General features: G+C 67.6%; 12 protein-coding genes. 6 read left to right on the forward strand and 6 right to left on the reverse strand.

Annotation, left to right across the window (positions count from 1 at the left end):
* Positions 1-50: 50 nt before the first annotated feature.
* A complete protein-coding gene (locus tag ACFWPX_RS12095) occupies positions 51-1,376 on the forward strand; it encodes an MFS transporter (RefSeq protein WP_378927456.1) in 1,326 nt (441 codons plus the stop codon).
* On the opposite strand, the gene ACFWPX_RS12100 is transcribed toward ACFWPX_RS12095, so the two are convergent.
* Positions 1,357-2,544: a PucR family transcriptional regulator gene (locus tag ACFWPX_RS12100; RefSeq protein WP_378927457.1), complete on the reverse strand. Its 1,188-nt coding sequence runs from the start codon at positions 2,542-2,544 to the stop codon at positions 1,357-1,359. The two genes, ACFWPX_RS12095 and ACFWPX_RS12100, sit on opposite strands and share 20 nt — an antisense overlap.
* A 280-nt stretch (positions 2,545-2,824) precedes the next feature.
* Here ACFWPX_RS12100 and ACFWPX_RS12105 point away from each other — a divergent pair, with 280 nt between their 5' ends.
* The 3 genes from ACFWPX_RS12105 to ACFWPX_RS12115 all read left to right on the forward strand — a co-directional run bounded on the left by ACFWPX_RS12105 (position 2,825) and on the right by ACFWPX_RS12115 (position 6,889).
* Positions 2,825-4,540, forward strand: coding sequence for an aldehyde dehydrogenase family protein (locus ACFWPX_RS12105; protein WP_378927458.1), 1,716 nt, complete (start codon positions 2,825-2,827; stop codon positions 4,538-4,540).
* Positions 4,541-4,563: 23 nt separating this feature from the next.
* Positions 4,564-6,138: a GMC family oxidoreductase gene (locus ACFWPX_RS12110; protein ID WP_378927459.1), complete on the forward strand. Its 1,575-nt coding sequence runs from the start codon at positions 4,564-4,566 to the stop codon at positions 6,136-6,138.
* Positions 6,139-6,454: 316 nt separating this feature from the next.
* Complete coding sequence (locus ACFWPX_RS12115) at positions 6,455-6,889, forward strand: ester cyclase (protein ID WP_378927460.1); 435 nt, start codon at positions 6,455-6,457, stop codon at positions 6,887-6,889.
* 28 nt (positions 6,890-6,917) lie between these two features.
* On the opposite strand, the gene ACFWPX_RS12120 is transcribed toward ACFWPX_RS12115, so the two are convergent.
* Positions 6,918-7,733, reverse strand: a complete 816-nt coding sequence (locus ACFWPX_RS12120) for an alpha/beta fold hydrolase (RefSeq protein ID WP_378927461.1) — start codon at positions 7,731-7,733, stop codon at positions 6,918-6,920.
* A 232-nt stretch (positions 7,734-7,965) separates the two neighbouring features.
* Between ACFWPX_RS12120 and ACFWPX_RS12125 the strand changes: the two genes are divergently transcribed.
* Positions 7,966-8,706: a helix-turn-helix domain-containing protein gene (locus tag ACFWPX_RS12125; protein ID WP_378927462.1), complete on the forward strand. Its 741-nt coding sequence runs from the start codon at positions 7,966-7,968 to the stop codon at positions 8,704-8,706.
* A gap of 263 nt (positions 8,707-8,969) precedes the next feature.
* Positions 8,970-9,629 (forward strand): fasciclin domain-containing protein, encoded by a 660-nt coding sequence (locus tag ACFWPX_RS12130; RefSeq protein WP_378927463.1) that lies wholly within the window; start codon positions 8,970-8,972, stop codon positions 9,627-9,629.
* 219 nt (positions 9,630-9,848) lie between these two features.
* Here ACFWPX_RS12130 and ACFWPX_RS12135 read toward each other — a convergent pair whose 3' ends face one another.
* Genes ACFWPX_RS12135 through xylA form a run of 4 tightly spaced genes read right to left on the reverse strand, consistent with a single transcriptional unit; the run spans position 9,849 to position 15,922 of the window.
* Complete coding sequence (locus tag ACFWPX_RS12135; RefSeq protein WP_378927464.1) at positions 9,849-11,063, reverse strand: ROK family protein; 1,215 nt, start codon at positions 11,061-11,063, stop codon at positions 9,849-9,851.
* A complete protein-coding gene (gene xylB / locus ACFWPX_RS12140) occupies positions 11,060-12,517 on the reverse strand; it encodes a xylulokinase (RefSeq protein ID WP_378927465.1) in 1,458 nt (485 codons plus the stop codon). The genes ACFWPX_RS12135 and xylB overlap by 4 nt, the downstream gene beginning before the upstream one ends.
* Positions 12,518-12,575: 58 nt before the next feature.
* Positions 12,576-14,756, reverse strand: coding sequence for a glycoside hydrolase family 3 C-terminal domain-containing protein (locus tag ACFWPX_RS12145; protein WP_378927466.1), 2,181 nt, complete (start codon positions 14,754-14,756; stop codon positions 12,576-12,578).
* Positions 14,756-15,922, reverse strand: a complete 1,167-nt coding sequence (xylA, locus tag ACFWPX_RS12150; RefSeq protein ID WP_378927467.1) for a xylose isomerase — start codon at positions 15,920-15,922, stop codon at positions 14,756-14,758. Before xylA ends, ACFWPX_RS12145 begins: the two co-directional genes overlap by 1 nt.
* Positions 15,923-16,331: the final 409 nt, after the last annotated feature.

The following is a 16,331-nucleotide window of genomic DNA, read 5'->3' on the forward strand; positions in this document are numbered from 1 at the left end:
GAATCTCGGCGGGTTCCGCGATGCGACCGTGAAGGAGCGACTCCTTGAGTATGCCAGCACCCGAGAGTACGAATCCCGTTGTCCCGCAGGGCATCGACGCAAGCCTACGGCGGCGCGCGGCGTTGTCGAGTCTGCTGGGGACGACGATCGAGTACTACGATTTCATTCTCTACGGGACGATGGCCGCGGTGGTGTTCGGGCCGCTGTTCTTCCCCGGATCCGATCCGGCGCTGAGCACCATCGCGTCGTTCGGCACCCTGGCCGCCGGCTACGTCGCCCGCCCGCTCGGCGGGGTGATCTTCGGTCACTTCGGCGATCGGCTCGGCCGCAAATCGATGCTGATGATCACGATGGTCATGATGGGCACCTCGAGCGCGCTGATCGGCCTGCTGCCCACCTATCACACGATCGGAGCGGCCGCGCCGGTGCTGCTGGTGCTGCTGCGGGTGGTGCAGGGCATCGCTGTCGGTGGCGAATGGGGCGGTGCCGCGCTCATGGTGGTCGAGCACGCGGAGGCGGGCAGTCGCGGTCGCTGGGCGGGAATCATGCAGTTGGGCACGCCTTTCGGGTTCCTGCTGTCGACGGCCGCCGTCGCCGTGGTGACCCAGCTGCCCGAGTCCGTGTTCACGACGTGGGGCTGGCGGGTGCCGTTCCTGTTGAGTGCGGCCCTGCTGGTGCTCGGCCTGTATGTGCGGCGGCGGGTGGCGGAGAGTCCGGTGTTCGAGGCCGCGCAGGAGCGTCGTCCGTCGACCCCCGCGCTGGAGGTGCTGCGGCAGCCACGACCCGTCGCTCTCGCCGTGATCGCCGGGATCGCGCCGTTCGCGCTGACCGCCCTGACGAGTTCGCACATCATCGCCTACGCCACCGGAATCGGTTACGCGGTAGGCGATGTCATGCGGTGTCTGCTGTTCGTGGTCGGGGTCTCGATCGTCGCCATTCCCTTGTGCGCGGCACTGTCGGACCGGCTGGGCAGGCGTCGGGTGATGATGGCGGGCGCGGTCGGGGCGATCCTGTTCGCGTTCCCGCTCTATGCCCTGATCAACACCCACTCGCTGTGGATCATGACGGCCGCCCTGATGTTCGCCCAGCTGCTGCAGAATGCGATGTACGCGCCGTTGACACCGCTGCTGTCGGAAATGTTCCCCACCCGGATCAGATACAGCGGAGTGTCCATCGCGTACCAGAGCGCGGCCCTGATCGGCGCGGGCTTCACCCCGATGATCGCCGCGAGCCTGCTGGCGACCTTCGACGGCTCGAGTGTGCCGCTGAGCGTCATCGTCGCCGGGACCGCCGCCCTGGCCCTCGGCGCGCTCGCCCTCACCGCGGAGACGAAGGGCCGCGATCTGCATCCGCCCGCTACGGCCCCAGGAGTGTGACTGCTTGCAACGCGAGGTGCAGCTCCGCCGAATGCACCGGGTCGGCGGTGTCGCGTCCGGTGAGGTCGCGAATCTTGCGCAGGCGATAGCGCACCGTATTGCGGTGACAATGCAGCTGCTCGGCGGCCGCGGCGGTCGACCCGCGGCATCGGTACCACGCGTCGAGCGCGGCGATCAGATCGTCTCGCTCGGGCGCGCGCAGCCGGAGCACGGGCCCGAGGATCTGGGCGGTGGCGCGCCGACTGGCCTCGGGCACGGTGACGAGCAGGTGCGCGACGGGCTCGCTGCCGAACCGGACGACGGTGTGCGCGCCAGGGCGCGCGCTGCGAGCGGCGAGGCGGGCTTCGGTCAGCGCGCCGGGGATGGCGGTCGGGCTGGTGAAGATGGCGCTGAGGCCGATCCGTCCCTCGACGAGCTCGGCCAGCGCCGCGGCCGCACGTTCGACCGCCGCCGCTGTCGTCGAGGACAGCAACCCGGTGTGTGAGTCGATCTGTGAATCCCACACCGACCCGGCGCCGAGATCTCGCAACGCGCCGATCAGGCGGCCGGGGAGGGTGGCGCCGGGGTCGGTGGTCTCGATCGCCACGACAGCGAACGTGCCGTTCTCGGACAGGCCCAACGTGCGCAGCGCGCTCAGCGTGTGGGCCGGATTGTCGGAGTGATCGTCGAAAAGCGTACGGATCAAACGGCTCTGGGCCTGCGCATCGACGTGCGCGAGCATGATCTCGGTCTCGCGATAGGCCTCGACCGCCGCGTCGGAGAAGGTGTCGATGAGTTCCCACAGGTCGGTGGCGAGATCGTGCAGCCGCGGGTCGCCCGGACCGGCGGATCGGGCGGTGAGTTCCTCCCACGTCAGTCGGCCACCGAGCCGGTAGGCGTGCAGCAGCGCGGCGATCGGGACCCCGCGCTCGGCCTTGAGCCGACCGACCGCGCGCGCCGAGTGCAGCCGCGTCGGCCCGATTCCGGCCAGGGCGCTGATGATCGCGGTGAGGTTCGCCAGGCACGCCTGCTGGAGTTCCTCGGCCGTCAGCAGTCCCGGATCGGCATAGGAACGGTCCGCGCCCGCGATGCGATGAACGAGTTCCTCGGCCATCGTCTCGACCGAGTCGAGCAGTAGCCCGGCCAGCCCGAGGGGCGGCGCGTCGGTGGTGGGCGGTGGTGCGGTCACCCCTACAGGCTAGGGGATCCGACGTGATCGACGCCACCTCGATGTTGTGCACGAGCACACCGTGCCTTCTGGTGACTGTGGTCGATATCCGGTATCGATGACCGGATCATTCGAGAACCGGCATGAGCCACGTCACGCCGCTGTTGTGCTCGAGCACAATCGGGAGGGGGGTCGATCCGCAACGGGCGCACATGGTGCCCGCCTGGTCGGCCGCGACAGAATCGAGTCATCTCGTCCGCCGCGCGCCGCGGACCGTCCCAAGAGTCGTGGAGGATCGCAAGTGGTCACCAAGAAGGCAGAGCCCGCCCGTGCCGCTGTTGATGTGGCGTTGTCCGAGCTCGCCGAAGGCGAGAAGAAGTGGGCGGCCACCTCGTTGTCCGGCAGGCGTGCGCTGCTGGACCGGGTGCGCGAGCTCACCGGGCGGCACGCTCAGGAGTGGGTCGACGCGGCCGTCGGCATCAAGGGTCTCGCGGCGTCCTCGCCGTTGGTCGGTGAGGAGTGGATCTCGGGACCGTATGTGATGGCCGCAGGGCTCGGTGCGCTGTCGAAGACGCTCGATGTCCTGGCACGCGGCGAGAGCCCGCTCGACAAGGCCGCTTTCGGCATCGCGGGCGACCGGGTCACCGTGGATGTGCTGCCCGCGAGCCCGTTCGACGCGTTGCTGCTCAACGGGTTCAGCGCGCAGGTGTGGTTGCAGCGGGGCGTCAGCAGTGCCGCCGCGAAAGCGAATGCCGGTCTGGCCCAGTTGGATCCGAGCCGGACACAAGGGATCGGCGCGGTACTCGGCGCGGGCAACATCACCTCGATCGCGCCGCTGGACGTGCTCTACGAGCTGATCGCGCACAATCGGGTCGTCGCGCTCAAGCTCAACCCGATCACCGACCCGATGCTGCCGGTGTTCGCCAAGATCCTGGCTCCGCTGATCGAGCTCGGCGCGGTGCGGCTGCTGACCGGTGGCGCCGAGGTGGGCGGCTACCTGATCGAACACGACCTCGTCGACCACGTGCACATGACCGGCAGCGCGCGCACCCACGACGCGATCGTCTGGGGCACCGGACCCGAAGCGGACGAGCGGAAATCGGCGGGCACGCCGAAGCTGACCAAGCCGGTCACCAGCGAGCTCGGCGGCGTGTCACCGACGATCGTGCTGCCGGGTGACTGGAGCGCGGCCGACATCGCTTTCCAAGCCGAGCATGTGGCGACCCAGCGTCTGCACAACGGCGGCTACAACTGTGTCGCCGCCCAGGCGCTGATCATCTCGGCCGACTGGGCGCAGAAGGATCAATTCCTCGCCGCGGTGCGCGACGCGCTCGCGAAGGCACCGGCTCGCCGCGCGTACTACCCGGGCAGCGACGATCGTGTCGCGCGGGCCGGTGAGTCCTATCCCCGAGCAGAGCGGCTCGGACCGGGCGGTGGCCGGCTGCTGGTGACCGGGGTCGCGCCGTCCCCGGCCGAGCCGCTGCTGGCCGAGGAGTACTTCGCGCCGGTGCTCGGCGTGGTCGAATTGCCGGGAACCCGAGCGGAATTCACCCATTTGGCGGCTCGAACCGCGAACGAGGCGTTCGTCGGAACACTCGGCGTCAACATCATCGCCGCGCCTGCCACGATCTCCGAGCTCGGTGCGGCATTCGACGAGCTGATCGAGGACCTGCGCTACGGCACGGTGGCGATCAACGCGTGGACCGGCGTCGGTTACCTGACGCCGACCGCGTCCTGGGGCGCTTTCCCCGGTCACACCATCGACGACGTGCAGAGCGGCATCGGCGTGGTGCACAACGCCTGGCTGATCGACCGCGTGGAGCGCACCGTCGTGCGTGGCCCGTTCCGCCCGGCGCCGCGGTCGCTGTTGCGCGGCGAGTTCGCGATCTCGCCGAAGCCGCCGTGGTTCGTCGGCAACAAGACCGCCGCGAGCACCGGCAGGCTCCTCGCCGAATTCGGCGCCGACCCGGGCTGGCTTCGCCTGCCCCAGATCTTCGCTTCCGCCCTGCGCGGCTGAGCCCTACTCCCCGGGAGAATCAGATGAACAACACCATCGCCGATTACGTCGTCGTCGGCACCGGATCCTCGGGCGCGGTGCTCGCCGCACGGCTCACTGAGCGCTCTGCCACGAGCGTTATCGCCCTGGAAGCCGGACCCGAGGACAAGAATCAGGCCGTCCACATTCCGGCGGCCTTCTCGAAGCTGTTCCAGACCGAGCTCGACTGGAACTACCTGACCACCCCACAGGCTGAACTCGGTGACCGCCAGATCTTCTGGCCGCGCGGCAAGATGCTCGGTGGGTCGTCGTCGATGAACGCGATGATGTGGGTCCGCGGCTTCGCGGCCGACTACGACGAATGGGCCCGCCTCGCCGGGCCGGATTGGTCGTTCGCGAACGTGGTCGAGTACTTCCGGCGCATCGAGTCCGTCGAGGACGCCGCCGAACCCGACGAGGGCCGTTCCGGACCGCTCCGGATCTCGCACCAGCGCAGCGCTCGCCGCTGGACCGACGACTTCCTCGCCGCGGCCGAACACGCCGGTTTCAAGCGGGAGCGCGCGAATCTGCCGCAGCCCGAAGGCTTCACGCACACCATGGTGTGCCAGAAGCGCGGCGCCAGGTGGAGCACCGCGGACGCCTATCTGAAGCCCGCGCGCAAGCGTTCGAATCTGACCGTGCTCACCGGTGCGCAGGCGACTCGGATCCTGTTCGAAGGCACCAGGGCAGTCGGTGTCGAATACCGCAAGGACGGCACCACCCAGATCGTGCGCGCCCGCAAGGAGGTGGTGCTGTGCGGTGGGGCGATCAACAGCCCGCAGTTGCTGCAGCTGTCCGGCATCGGTGACCGGGAAGAGCTTCGCCGCCACGGCATTCCGGTCGTGCACCACCTGCCAGAGGTCGGCCGCAACCTCACCGATCACCTGATCTCGCTGCTCGGTTTCGAGGTCGACTCCGACACGCTGTTCGCCGCGGAGAAGCCGTTGGAGCTGCTCAACTACCTCGCGCGGCGCCAGGGCATGCTCACGTCCAATGTGGGTGAGGCGTACGGCTTCGTGCGCAGCAGGCCCGAACTCGAACTGCCGGATCTCGAGATCATCTTCGGGCCTGCCCCGTTCTACGACGAGGGGATCGGCATCGCGCCCGGTCACGGCATCGCCATCGGCCCGATCCTGCTCCAGCCGCGCAGTCGCGGCACGGTGACCCTCGCCTCTGCCGACCCGATGGCCAAGGCGCTGGTCGATCCCCGGTACCTGTCCGACGCCGACGGCGCCGACCGTGCCGCGCTGCTCGCCGGACTGCGCATCGCCCACCGCATCGTCACCGCCGAGCCGCTCGGCTCCCGAATCGGCCGATTCCTGCAGCCGAAACGGGAACAGCCGACGGTCGAGGAAACCCTCGAGGACGCCCTCACCTGGCACTCCCACACCCTCTACCACCCGACCGGCACCTGCCGGATGGGCACCGACGCCGCCGGCGTCGTCACCCCCGATCTGAAGGTCCGCGGCCTCGACGGCCTGCGCGTGGCCGACGCCTCGGTGATGCCGGCCATCATCCGCGGCCACACCCACGCCCCGGCGGTGGTCATCGGCGAGAAGGCAGCCGACCTCCTCCGCTGAACACTCGTCGCCCGCGCTGTATCCGGCTGCGCTTTCTCGCTGTCGCCCCTTACCTTGCTCACGAAAAAGGCGCACAATTATTTGCGTATACCGGCTTCAAGGTTTGCGACCGGCGGGCAGCTGAATGCATGCCGGGCAACATTCGGGCGGGCATCCTCCGTGATGGCAGCGTCCTGATATCGGGTTGTGACGACTGGATTCACCGTCGGCAGCGCGGCCGCGTCACACCATGCCGAACGCCGGGCGCGGCGAATCCTGACTGTAGCGACTACGAGCCTCTTCGCCGGTTCGGCGTAACTACTGGATAGGAAACGCCATGTCAGAGCAGAACAAGGCTTCAGCGAAGCGCGTCTTCGACGCGTGGAACGCGCGAGACCTCGATGCATTCGACGAGCTGATCGCCGACGACTCCATCAACCACGATCCGCAGAACCCGTTCGCGGAGATCCACGGCCCCGACGGACTCAAGCGGCTCGTGCAGATGTATCTCACGGCTTTCCCGGATCAACGGTTCCTGATCAACGAACAGATCGCTGAAGGCGACTTCGTCACGACCCGATGGACGGGAACAGGAACCAATGAAGGCGAGATGATGGGAATGCCCGCCACCGGCAAATCGGCAGTTGTTCAGGGAATTACCATCAATCGCTTCCGGGACGGCAAGATCATCGAGAGCTGGGCATCCTGGGACACCCTCGGGATGATGCAGCAACTCGGCGTAGTCCCGTCGGCGCACTCGGCGGCGAACTGACTCGTCACGTGGCCGCCGAGTTCGATCTTCACCGCGGCTCGCGGGCGATCTCGGCGACCACGCGGACAGCCTCGGCGACAGTTCGGAAGTCCTTGCGCAGGATGCTGCCGTGGTTGCTGGCGACCTTGGCGTGGATCTCGATGTTCGGGTTGCGTTCGACCACCTTGTGCAGGCTGGCGCGGATGCGTTCCTGCTCGTCGCCTTTGCTGCCGAACGAGGCCCCCGAAGCGTTCACATAGCGGGTCGGGACGCTGATGTCGTCCATGACCGGGCCGAGCGCACGCTCGCGGGCGATCTCGCCTGCCTCGATGTTGCTATCGGCCATCTGTTCGGCGGTCATGCGCGGAGCCATCCCGATCGGGCGCAGCAGGGGCATCACCCAGCTCATCCGCCGCCACAGTTTGCGCATGCCCTCGATGTCGATCTCGTCGATCCAGTCGTGCGGCTGCGCGCCCTCGACCAGCACCGCGCCCACGGTCCGTTCGGGGTTGCGACTGGCCCAGTGCGCCGCGACGAAGGCACCGTAGGACCAGCCGATCACCAACGCCTGCCGCACATCTCGGGCCGCGAGGACCGCGTCGACGTCGGCGACATTGGTCTCGAACGAATAGTCCGCCGAGGTCTTCGACCTGCCGCGGCCCCGCATGTCGTAGGTGATGTGGCGCCAGCCCGGCCCGAGCTCGGCGATCACCGGCCGCCAGTTCCGCTGGCTGGCGACGTGGCCGTTGACATAGAGCACCGGGATGCCGGGTCCGCCGGTGTCGGTCACGGCCAGCGCCGTGTCATCGACCGGCACCATTCCGGTCCAGGTCGAATCGGTCGAGGCACTGCTGTTGTTCCGCATCTGTTTCTCCTGGTCTTGCTGGGTGAATCTCTCTTTCCTGACACTGGAAACGCTACGTAGCTTTCCAATATTGAGCAATCAATAGGACGGCGATCGATCCGAATAATTGCAGCTAGATGCCTAGATATTGTTGCGATAGATTTGAAGATAACGCAACGACAGGCGGCCGTTGCGTTGCGATGAGTAACCCCGAGTCACTACAGTGACGGCATCGCGAACGAAGGAGATCATCATGTCGGGAGGCAGGCTCACCCAGGCCGAACGCAGGCAGATCGCCCTGGGACTGGCCGACAACCTCCCCTACGCGGCGATCGCCCGGCGCCTGAATCGTCCGACCTCGACCATCACGCGAGAGGTAATGCGCAACGGCGGCCCAACCGCCTATCGTTCCGACCTCGCCCAACGCGCCACCGAACGTCGCGCCCTGCGGCGCGCGCAGCCAGGACCTCGAGAGCGGCCGTCCCCAGCACCCGGCCACGGACGCGACGTCGAATCCGTGCGCGACTACGAGGAAACGTTCACCACCATGCTCATGCAACAGGGCATGCCCAGAACGACAGCCCGGGTGCTCACCTGTCTTTTCACCGCCGACACCGGCAGTCTCACCGCATCGGAAGTCGTCGGCCGGCTCCAGATCAGCCCGCCGTCGGTCTCCAAGGCGATCAAACTCCTCGAACTACAGGGCCTCGTCCGCCGCGAAACCGATGAACGCCGCCGCGTGCGCTACATCGTCGACGACAACGTCTGGTATCAGGCGACCATCGACAGTGCCCGCGGCATGGCCGAGGTCGCCGAGATCACCCGGCAGGGTGTCGAGATCTTCGGCCGCGGCACCCCGACCGCCACCCGTCTCGCGAACATGGCCCGCTTCAGCGACTTCATCAGCGAAAGCATCCTGCGAGCCGCGGCGCAGAGCCGCGAGGTCCTCTATCCGAATGCCGCGACGAGCTCGAAGGCTGCGGAGACGCGATAGTCGGACGAACCTGCTTCATGCATCAATTATGCATCGTTTGCTCGATACCGTCCGTTTCGCTTCTAGCATCACTGGAAGTGACAAACCGGATGTCGGCGACCACTCAGCGACTCTGATCAGCTCACGGATTGCACTCGCACAAGCCCGCATGAGTCCGGGCGGGCCTTCCCCTCGGCCGCTGGCGTGACACGGACAAAGTTCGATGACCGTCGGAAATCGTGGTGGCGACCGCCGCCTCGTCGGAAGAGAAGAGAGTGAACGCGATGAGTATCAACGTACGAGTGAGTGTCGCAGGAGCCGGGGTGGCGGCGTTGGCGTTGTTCGGCCTGACGGCCTGTACGTCAGATGATTCGTCGTCGGACTCGGCGGCGATGACGACAACGCGATCGATGTCGACGGAACCGATGTCGCCGACAACGGGTGCCGGTGTGGGGGCGAACTTGGTGGGCCCGGGCTGCGCTGAGTATGCAGCGCAAGTCCCGACCGGTCCGGGGTCGGTGGAAGGCATGGCCCAAGAACCGGTGGCAGTGGCGGCTTCGAACAATCCGCTCCTCACCACCCTCACCGCCGCGGTGTCGGGCAAGCTGAATCCGCAGGTCAACTTGGTCGACACCCTCAACGGTGGCGAGTTCACGATCTTCGCGCCGGTGGACGAAGCCTTCGCCGAGATCGACCCGGCCACCATCGAGAGCTTGAAGACCGACACCCCCACACTGGAGAAGATTCTCACCTATCACGTAGTGCCCGGCCGGATCGCGCCGAACGCCATCGCGGGCACACAAACGACGGTGCAGGGTGGCACGGTGACTGTCACCGGCTCCGGTGACGACCTGAAAGTCAACGACGCCGCAGTGATCTGCGGTGGCGTCGATACCGCCAACGCCACTGTCTACCTGATCGATTCGGTTCTGATACCGCAGTGAGCATCTCTCGAGGAGAGTGAAATCAACACTCACAGCTAGTGTTCGAACGCTGGCTGCCGCCGGTGGGGGATTGACCGGTTCGGATGTGGTGGACCCGGTGCCGAGTTGCAGGTCGGAGCCGGGTGTTGGAGGTGTGGGTGACCTGCGCGGGGAATTCGGGCAGCAGGCACGGCAGCCGGTCCTTCACGCCGAGTCCGTCGAGGCGCCGTCACCGCTTGGCTACGGCATCGTTTCGGGTGGAGGCTGTTCTGCGTCGAAAGTGCCGGGGGCGGCGAGAATTCGTTGTATTCCGGTCAGGGCCGCGCCGAGTACGGGACCGCCACGTCCGAGTGCGGACGCGGTGATGGCTTCGGTGTCGAAGGGACGCACAGTGAGCCGGGACCGTAGCTGGTTGCGGATGTGGGGCAGCAGCCATGGCGCCAATTCGGCGTAGGCGCCGCCGAGGACGACTGCTGCTGGGTCGACGAGGCTGATCGCGGTGACCAGTGCGATGCCGAGGGCGTCACCGGCGCGTTGGATCGCGCGCAGGGTCGCGGTGTCGCCCGCGGCGGCGCGTTCGGTGAGAAGGGTGATCGGATCGGCATCGCGCGCTCGTTCGGTCAACTCGGCCGCGCGCAGGACGGCGTCCTGGCTGGCGTACTGCTCGAGGCAGCCGTGGGCACCGCAGGTGCACGGTGGTCCTTCGGGGTGGATGGGAACGTGGCCGAGTTCGCCCGCATAGCCGCGAGATCCGGTGTGCAGGTGGCCGTCGACGACCAGTGCCGCACCGATACCCATCTCGGCTGAGATGTGCAGGAAGTCGGCGGTGGCGTGTCCGGTCCAGAGTTCGGCCATGGCGCCGAGATTGGCTTCGTTGTCCACCCGGGCCAGCGCGGTTCCGGGCCACAATCGTGTCGTGGGCACGTTGTGCCAGCCGAGATTGGGGGCGTGGGCCACCGTTCCCGATCGGTCGGCGAGTAGTCCGGGTACCGCCAGGACGGGGGGAAGGGGCCGCAGATCGAGGGTGGCGGCCTCGGTACACGCCTCGTCGGTCAGCTCGGCGAGCGCGGTGAGGGCGGAGGCGGGCTCGCGTCGCGCGTTGGCGACCTCGACCCTGCGCCGGACGCGAATATCTCCGCGCAGGTCGACCACGCAGACGGCGAGGTGGCCGACACCGACTTCGATGCCCAGTCCGGCCGGTCCACGGTCGTTCATGGCGAGTATTCGGCCGGGGCGTCCGGCGCGGCCGCTGGTGGTGGCCGAGCCTTCTCGCACGAGGCCGGTCGTGATCAGTTCGTCGACGAGGCTCGAGACCGCGGCCCTGGTCAGTCCGCTACGTGCGGCGACGGTGGCACGTGAAATCGGTGTGTGTGCGGCGATCAGGCGCAGGACGAGTGCCAGGTTCTGTCGTCGCATCCCGAGCTGCGAGGCCGGTATGGGTGTCGTGTCGCTCATTCGGGCATTCTCGCGGTGGCGGTGTGCACCTGGTATCGGTCGGGGGCCAGCAGGGCCCCGGACGCGCGCAGGGTCGCGGACAGCCGCTCGACGGTCGCCGTGTCACGGGGCAGCGGGTCGAGGGTCGTGCCGTGTCGGGTCCGCCACCGGCGGGCGACGGCGTCTGCGCGTTCGCCGGTCAGCAGGCTCGCGGCCTGGGCGGCCGCGCCCATGGCGACCACCTCCGCGGTGGCGGGCAGTATCAGCGGCCGACCGGACAGGCGTCGCACCGTGTTCTGCCACGCAATGCCTTGCGCGCCGCCGCCGATCACCAGCAGCGGCAGGCTCGGATCCATGGTGTCGCCGTCGCAGATCAGTACCCGGTCGAGTGCGGTCAGCAGGGAGAAGACCGCACCGTCGTAGGCGGCCTGGAGCAGTTGGCCCGCGGTGGTGTCGTGGCGCATCCCGTGGATCGAGCCCGTGGCGGCCGGAAGGTCGGGGGTGCGTTCCCCGTCGAAGTACGGCAGCACGGTGACCGAACCGCCGGATTCGACATCCTCTCGGCTGCGGTTGAGGAGCCCGGCGACGTGGTCGACGGCGCGGGTGCAGTTGAGTGTGCAGGCCAGCGGCAACCATCTGCCGGTGGCATCGGCGAATCCGGCGACGACGCCGGTCGGGTCGTTCGGGCGGGTTCGAGCCACGGTGTAGGCGGTGCCCGAAGTGCCCAGGCTCAGTACGGGTACGCCGGGTTCCAGACCGAGCCCGAGCGCCGCGGCCATATTGTCTCCGGTACCGGCCGCGACCGCGATACCCGCGGGTGTCGGACCGTCGGATCTGGTGACACCGGCATGGGCACCGGGCCGTAGAACGGTGGGCAGTGCGGCCGGGTCCAGTGCGATGTGGTCGAGTATCTCGCGGTCGTAGCCGTCGGCGTTCCACCAGCCGGTCCCCGACGCGTCGCCGCGGTCGGTGACCGCCGCGCCGGTGAGTCGCTCGGTCAGATAGTCGTGGGGCAGACGCACGGCCACCGTGCGATCGGCGTTGCGGGGTTCGTTGGCTCGCAGCCAGGCCCACTTGGTCGCCGTGAACGATGCGGTCGGTACCGAACCGATTCGAGCGGCCAGCCACTCGGCACCGAACCTTTCGATCATCGCCCGGGCTTGTGGTGCGGAACGGACATCGTTCCAGAGCAGGGCCGGACGCACCGGTTTGCCTGAAGAGTCCAGGGTGACCAGCCCGTGCTGTTGAGCCGCGACGGCCACCGCGTGGGCTCGGGCGGCGTGGCCGGTTGCCGCGACCGCCTCGCAGTAGGCGTCCCACCAGCGGTCCGGGCCGGATTCGCGGGCGGTGCCGGTGCTGACGGTGTGTGCGGCTCGGCCCGTGCCGAGAATCCTTCCGGTGTCGATATCGACCGCCAATGCCTTGGTGGCTTGCGTCGAACTGTCGACGCCGATCACGATGCGGGGATGAGACATGTCGTCGTTCGCTCCTGACCGATCCGGTGGTTCATTCGCGGGTACCGCGGGTATTCGCTCACCTCGTGAGCGACAAGGTTGCCGTCGAGCCATGTGGATCCCCGCAGTAGGCCGCGGCCTCGATGGCGAACTCCGCTGTCGGCGTCACCATGTCGTTTCCGACCCATCGCTGTAATGGCCTTGTCGTGCAATCGATCTCGATGGTGAGGCGCCGGCCCGGGTCCAGTTGAACAGCTCGGAATCCGACCAGTTCCCGGACCGTGAGGAGGTCGGTACCGCTGACCGCGTAGATCTGGACGACATGACGGCCCGGTCGGTCACCGGTATTGGCCACGGTGACTCGGGCGCCGAAGCGATCGCCGTTCACCGGTCCGATCTGGAGGTCGTCGAACGCGAATGTCGTGTAGCCGAGACCGAAACCGAGCGGGTAAGCGGGCTCGATCCCGTCGCGATCGAGTGTGCGCTGACCCCACCACCGACCGTATTCGATGGTGCGTGCCGCCCAATCCGGGGCGGGAAGATCTGCCTGCCGACGTGGAATGACGACTGGCAACCTGCCGCCCGGTTCGCTGTCACCGAGCAGTATGTCGGTGATGGCGTGACCGCCTTCCATACCCGGATACCACGCGAGGAGTACCGCCGCGACGTCGCGATCCCAGGGGTCGAGGACGACGGTGCCACCGCCGACGATCACGACGATCGTGCGGTCGTTGACCGCGCGCACGTCCTCGATGAGCCGGATATCGTCCGGATGCAGTCGCAGATCACGTCGGTCACCGCCCATTTTCGCTCGCCCGAGCAGCGTGGTCGTCAGCTTGCTGAGTACACCGGCCACCGGTCGCCAGCGGGTGATACCGCCGAACAACCGGACGGCATCGGCGTCCATGGCCACCAGCGCCTCGCCCTCGTCCTCGGCGCCGAGACCGACGACCACAACGGCGGCGCTCGCGGACTGTGCCGCCGCGACTGCGGCGGTGTGCTCATCGGCATGCACGACCCGGTCGCCCAGTCTGGCTCGCATCCCCTCGAGGACGCTGGTCGTCACCGGGGGATGGACCTTGGATGAACCGTTGTCACCGAGATTGGTTGTCGCGGCGCGTCTGCCGAGTACCGCGACCCGGTCCACAGCATCACCGGTCAACGGCAGCGCGGGCTCACCCGCGACGTGTTCGTTGCGGAGCAGGACCGATCCGCGGCGTGCGGCCTCTCGCGCGAGGGCGCGATGCTCGGCACAGGCGACCACATCGAGGTCGGGTGTCGGTTCGGCCCGCAGTGCGAGCGCGACCTGCGCCGCGATCAATCGGATACCGGCCTGCTCGACATCGTCCGTCCGTAGTCGGCCCTCGCGCAACGCTCGCGGCAGCGCGGCGGCCCGCTGTTGACGGAACGGCATCTCGAGGTCCTGCCCGGCGGCCACCGATCCGATCGGATCTCGGAGGCCCCAGACGAAGTCGGTCATCACGAAACCGGTGAAACCCCAGTCCTCGCGCAGGATTTCGGTGAGCAGATGCCGGTTCTGACCGGCCCACTCGCCGTTGACCGAGTTGTAGGCACTCATCACCGCGTCCGCGCCCGCCTCGATCACGGTGCGGAAGTGGGGGAGGTAGACCTCTCTCAGGACATCCTCGGCGACCCGGACGTCGACCTGGAAGCGGGCCTCCTCCATGGAGTTGAGCGCGAAATGCTTGACGCAGGTCATCACCCACGGCCGCGCCCCGTGAACCAGCGCCGCGCCCATGGCACCCAGCAGGACCGGGTCCTCGCCGTAGGATTCCTGGGATCGTCCCCATCCCGGCGCGGGCGCGAGGTTGACGCAGACACCGGCGAAGAGGTTGGCGCCCTGGGCGCGTGCCTCGGCGCCGATCGCCGCGCCGATCCTGCGTTCCAGATCCACATCCCAGGACGCGGCTCGGGAGATGGCGGCCGGGAACGCGGTCGAGGACCCCATGACGACTCCGCGGGGGCCGTCACTGAACCGGATACCGGGAATGCCGAGCCGATCGATCCGCCCGGCCTCGTACGGAATCCTGTTGTACCCCTTGGCCGCCGAAAGAAGTCCCCGCGACATCGACAGATCCCCGTCGAGCAGGAACAACTTCTCGGCTTCGGACAGGCGTGCGAGCAGGGCAGCGGCGGCCTCGCGCGCGCCGAATTCTCCGGCGGCCACTGTGTCGACGGCGTCGGCGAAGGCGGTGCCGGGTTCGTACACGGCGTCTGTCGTCGGTTTCTCCTCGGCCATCAGCGGGTGCCCAGCAGATGCTCGAGGGCCAATTGGTCGAGCCGTTCGAAGGCCATGCCCCGCGCACCCGCGGCCTCGACATCGAAGTCCTCGAAACTCGAACGATCCGTGAGCAACGCGGCCAAGCCGTCCTCCGCGGTCGGTTTCGCGAGCTCGTCGAGTCGGGAGTCGCGCAGCGCTTGTCGCACCTGCTCGTCGGCGCGGAACGCGCGAGCCCGCTCGGCGAGGATCAGGTAGTTACGCATGCAGGCCGCTGCCGCTTCCCACACGCCCGCCGCGTTCTCGGTGCGCGCGGGCTTGAAGTCGAAGTGGCGTGGTCCCTGATAGCCGCCGTGTTCGAGTACATCCACGAGCCAGAACGCCTGGCGCAGGTCCCCGCCGCCGAAGCGCAGGTCTTGGTCGAATCGCGGCCCGTGCTGACCATTGAGATCGATGTGGAACAGTTTGTCGTGCCACAGCGCCTGGGCGATACCGTGCGCGAAGTTGAGCCCGGCCATCTGTTCGTGACCGACCTCGGGATTCACCCCGACCAGGTCGGGATACTCGAGCTTGCCGATGAAGGCGAGTGCGTGCCCGATCGTCGGCAGCAGGATGTCCCCGCGCGGCTCGTTCGGTTTCGGTTCGATCGCGAAGCGGATCGGATACCGCTGCTCGGTCACGTACTGTCCGAGCAGGTCGAAAGCCTCCGCGAGGCGATCCAGCGCCACGCGAACATCCTTGGCGGCACCGGACTCCGCGCCTTCGCGGCCACCCCAGGCCACATACACCGACGCGCCGAGTTCCACCGCCAGATCGATGTTCCGGATGGTCTTGCGCAGCGCGTAGCGGCGCACATCCCGGTCGTTGGCGGTGAAAGCGCCGTCCTTGAACACCGGATGAGTGAACAGATTCGTCGTTGCCATCGGCACCGCGAGGGAATGGGCATCCAACGCAGCGCGGAAGCGGCTGATCATCGCTGCTCGCTCTGCCTCCGAAGCCCCGAACGGGATCAGGTCATCGTCGTGGAAGGTCACCCCGTAGGCGCCGAGTTCGGCCAGTCGCCCCACGACCTCGACCGGATCGAGCGGCGGACGCGTGGCATCTCCGAACGGGTCGCGCCCCTGCCATCCGACCGTCCAGAGACCGAAGCTGAACTTGTCGGCGGGGGTTGGCGTAAATCGACTCACAGGTTCGCTCCGGACGGTCGAGATGATTTGTTAAGGCGAAAAACAAATATAGGATCGAGTGGTACGAAAGGCAAGAGGATGACTGAAGATGCACTGCGCGTGGCGAAGTCGCGGCGGTGGGAACGCAGCGACCACTTGCCCGCGGCCGCAGTCTGGCTTCAATCGGAGGAGGTCAGTTGGCACTCTGGTGTCGAACGAGCACTCACACCGGGGCCGTCACCACCGTCACCACTGACAGTGCTGCGAGCCCGGCCAGCACGGCAGCAGCAATCCATCGGCGGCTTCGGTGCAGTTCGCGGGGCTGGGGTGGCCCTGGTAGTCGCTGGGGACGACTCCGGGGGTTGCCTTGGCGCGGGGCACAGCCCGAGTGAGGTGTCGCTCGGTCTCACCGGGCAGTCGTGCCAAGGTC

This window comes from Nocardia sp. NPDC058518 (genome assembly GCF_042719655.1).
Lineage (GTDB): Bacteria > Actinomycetota > Actinomycetes > Mycobacteriales > Mycobacteriaceae > Nocardia.

Coding starts and splice junctions, on each gene's coding strand:
- ACFWPX_RS12110 (WP_378927459.1), top strand. CDS start 4,564: ATGAACAACACCATCGCCGATTACGTCGTCGTCGGCACCGGATCCTCG.
- ACFWPX_RS12135 (WP_378927464.1), bottom strand. CDS start 11,063: ATGAGCGACACGACACCCATACCGGCCTCGCAGCTCGGGATGCGACGA.
- ACFWPX_RS12095 (WP_378927456.1), top strand. CDS start 51: ATGCCAGCACCCGAGAGTACGAATCCCGTTGTCCCGCAGGGCATCGAC.
- ACFWPX_RS12120 (WP_378927461.1), bottom strand. CDS start 7,733: ATGCGGAACAACAGCAGTGCCTCGACCGATTCGACCTGGACCGGAATG.
- ACFWPX_RS12130 (WP_378927463.1), top strand. CDS start 8,970: ATGAGTATCAACGTACGAGTGAGTGTCGCAGGAGCCGGGGTGGCGGCG.
- ACFWPX_RS12145 (WP_378927466.1), bottom strand. CDS start 14,756: ATGGCCGAGGAGAAACCGACGACAGACGCCGTGTACGAACCCGGCACC.
- xylB (WP_378927465.1), bottom strand. CDS start 12,517: ATGTCTCATCCCCGCATCGTGATCGGCGTCGACAGTTCGACGCAAGCC.
- ACFWPX_RS12115 (WP_378927460.1), top strand. CDS start 6,455: ATGTCAGAGCAGAACAAGGCTTCAGCGAAGCGCGTCTTCGACGCGTGG.
- ACFWPX_RS12125 (WP_378927462.1), top strand. CDS start 7,966: ATGTCGGGAGGCAGGCTCACCCAGGCCGAACGCAGGCAGATCGCCCTG.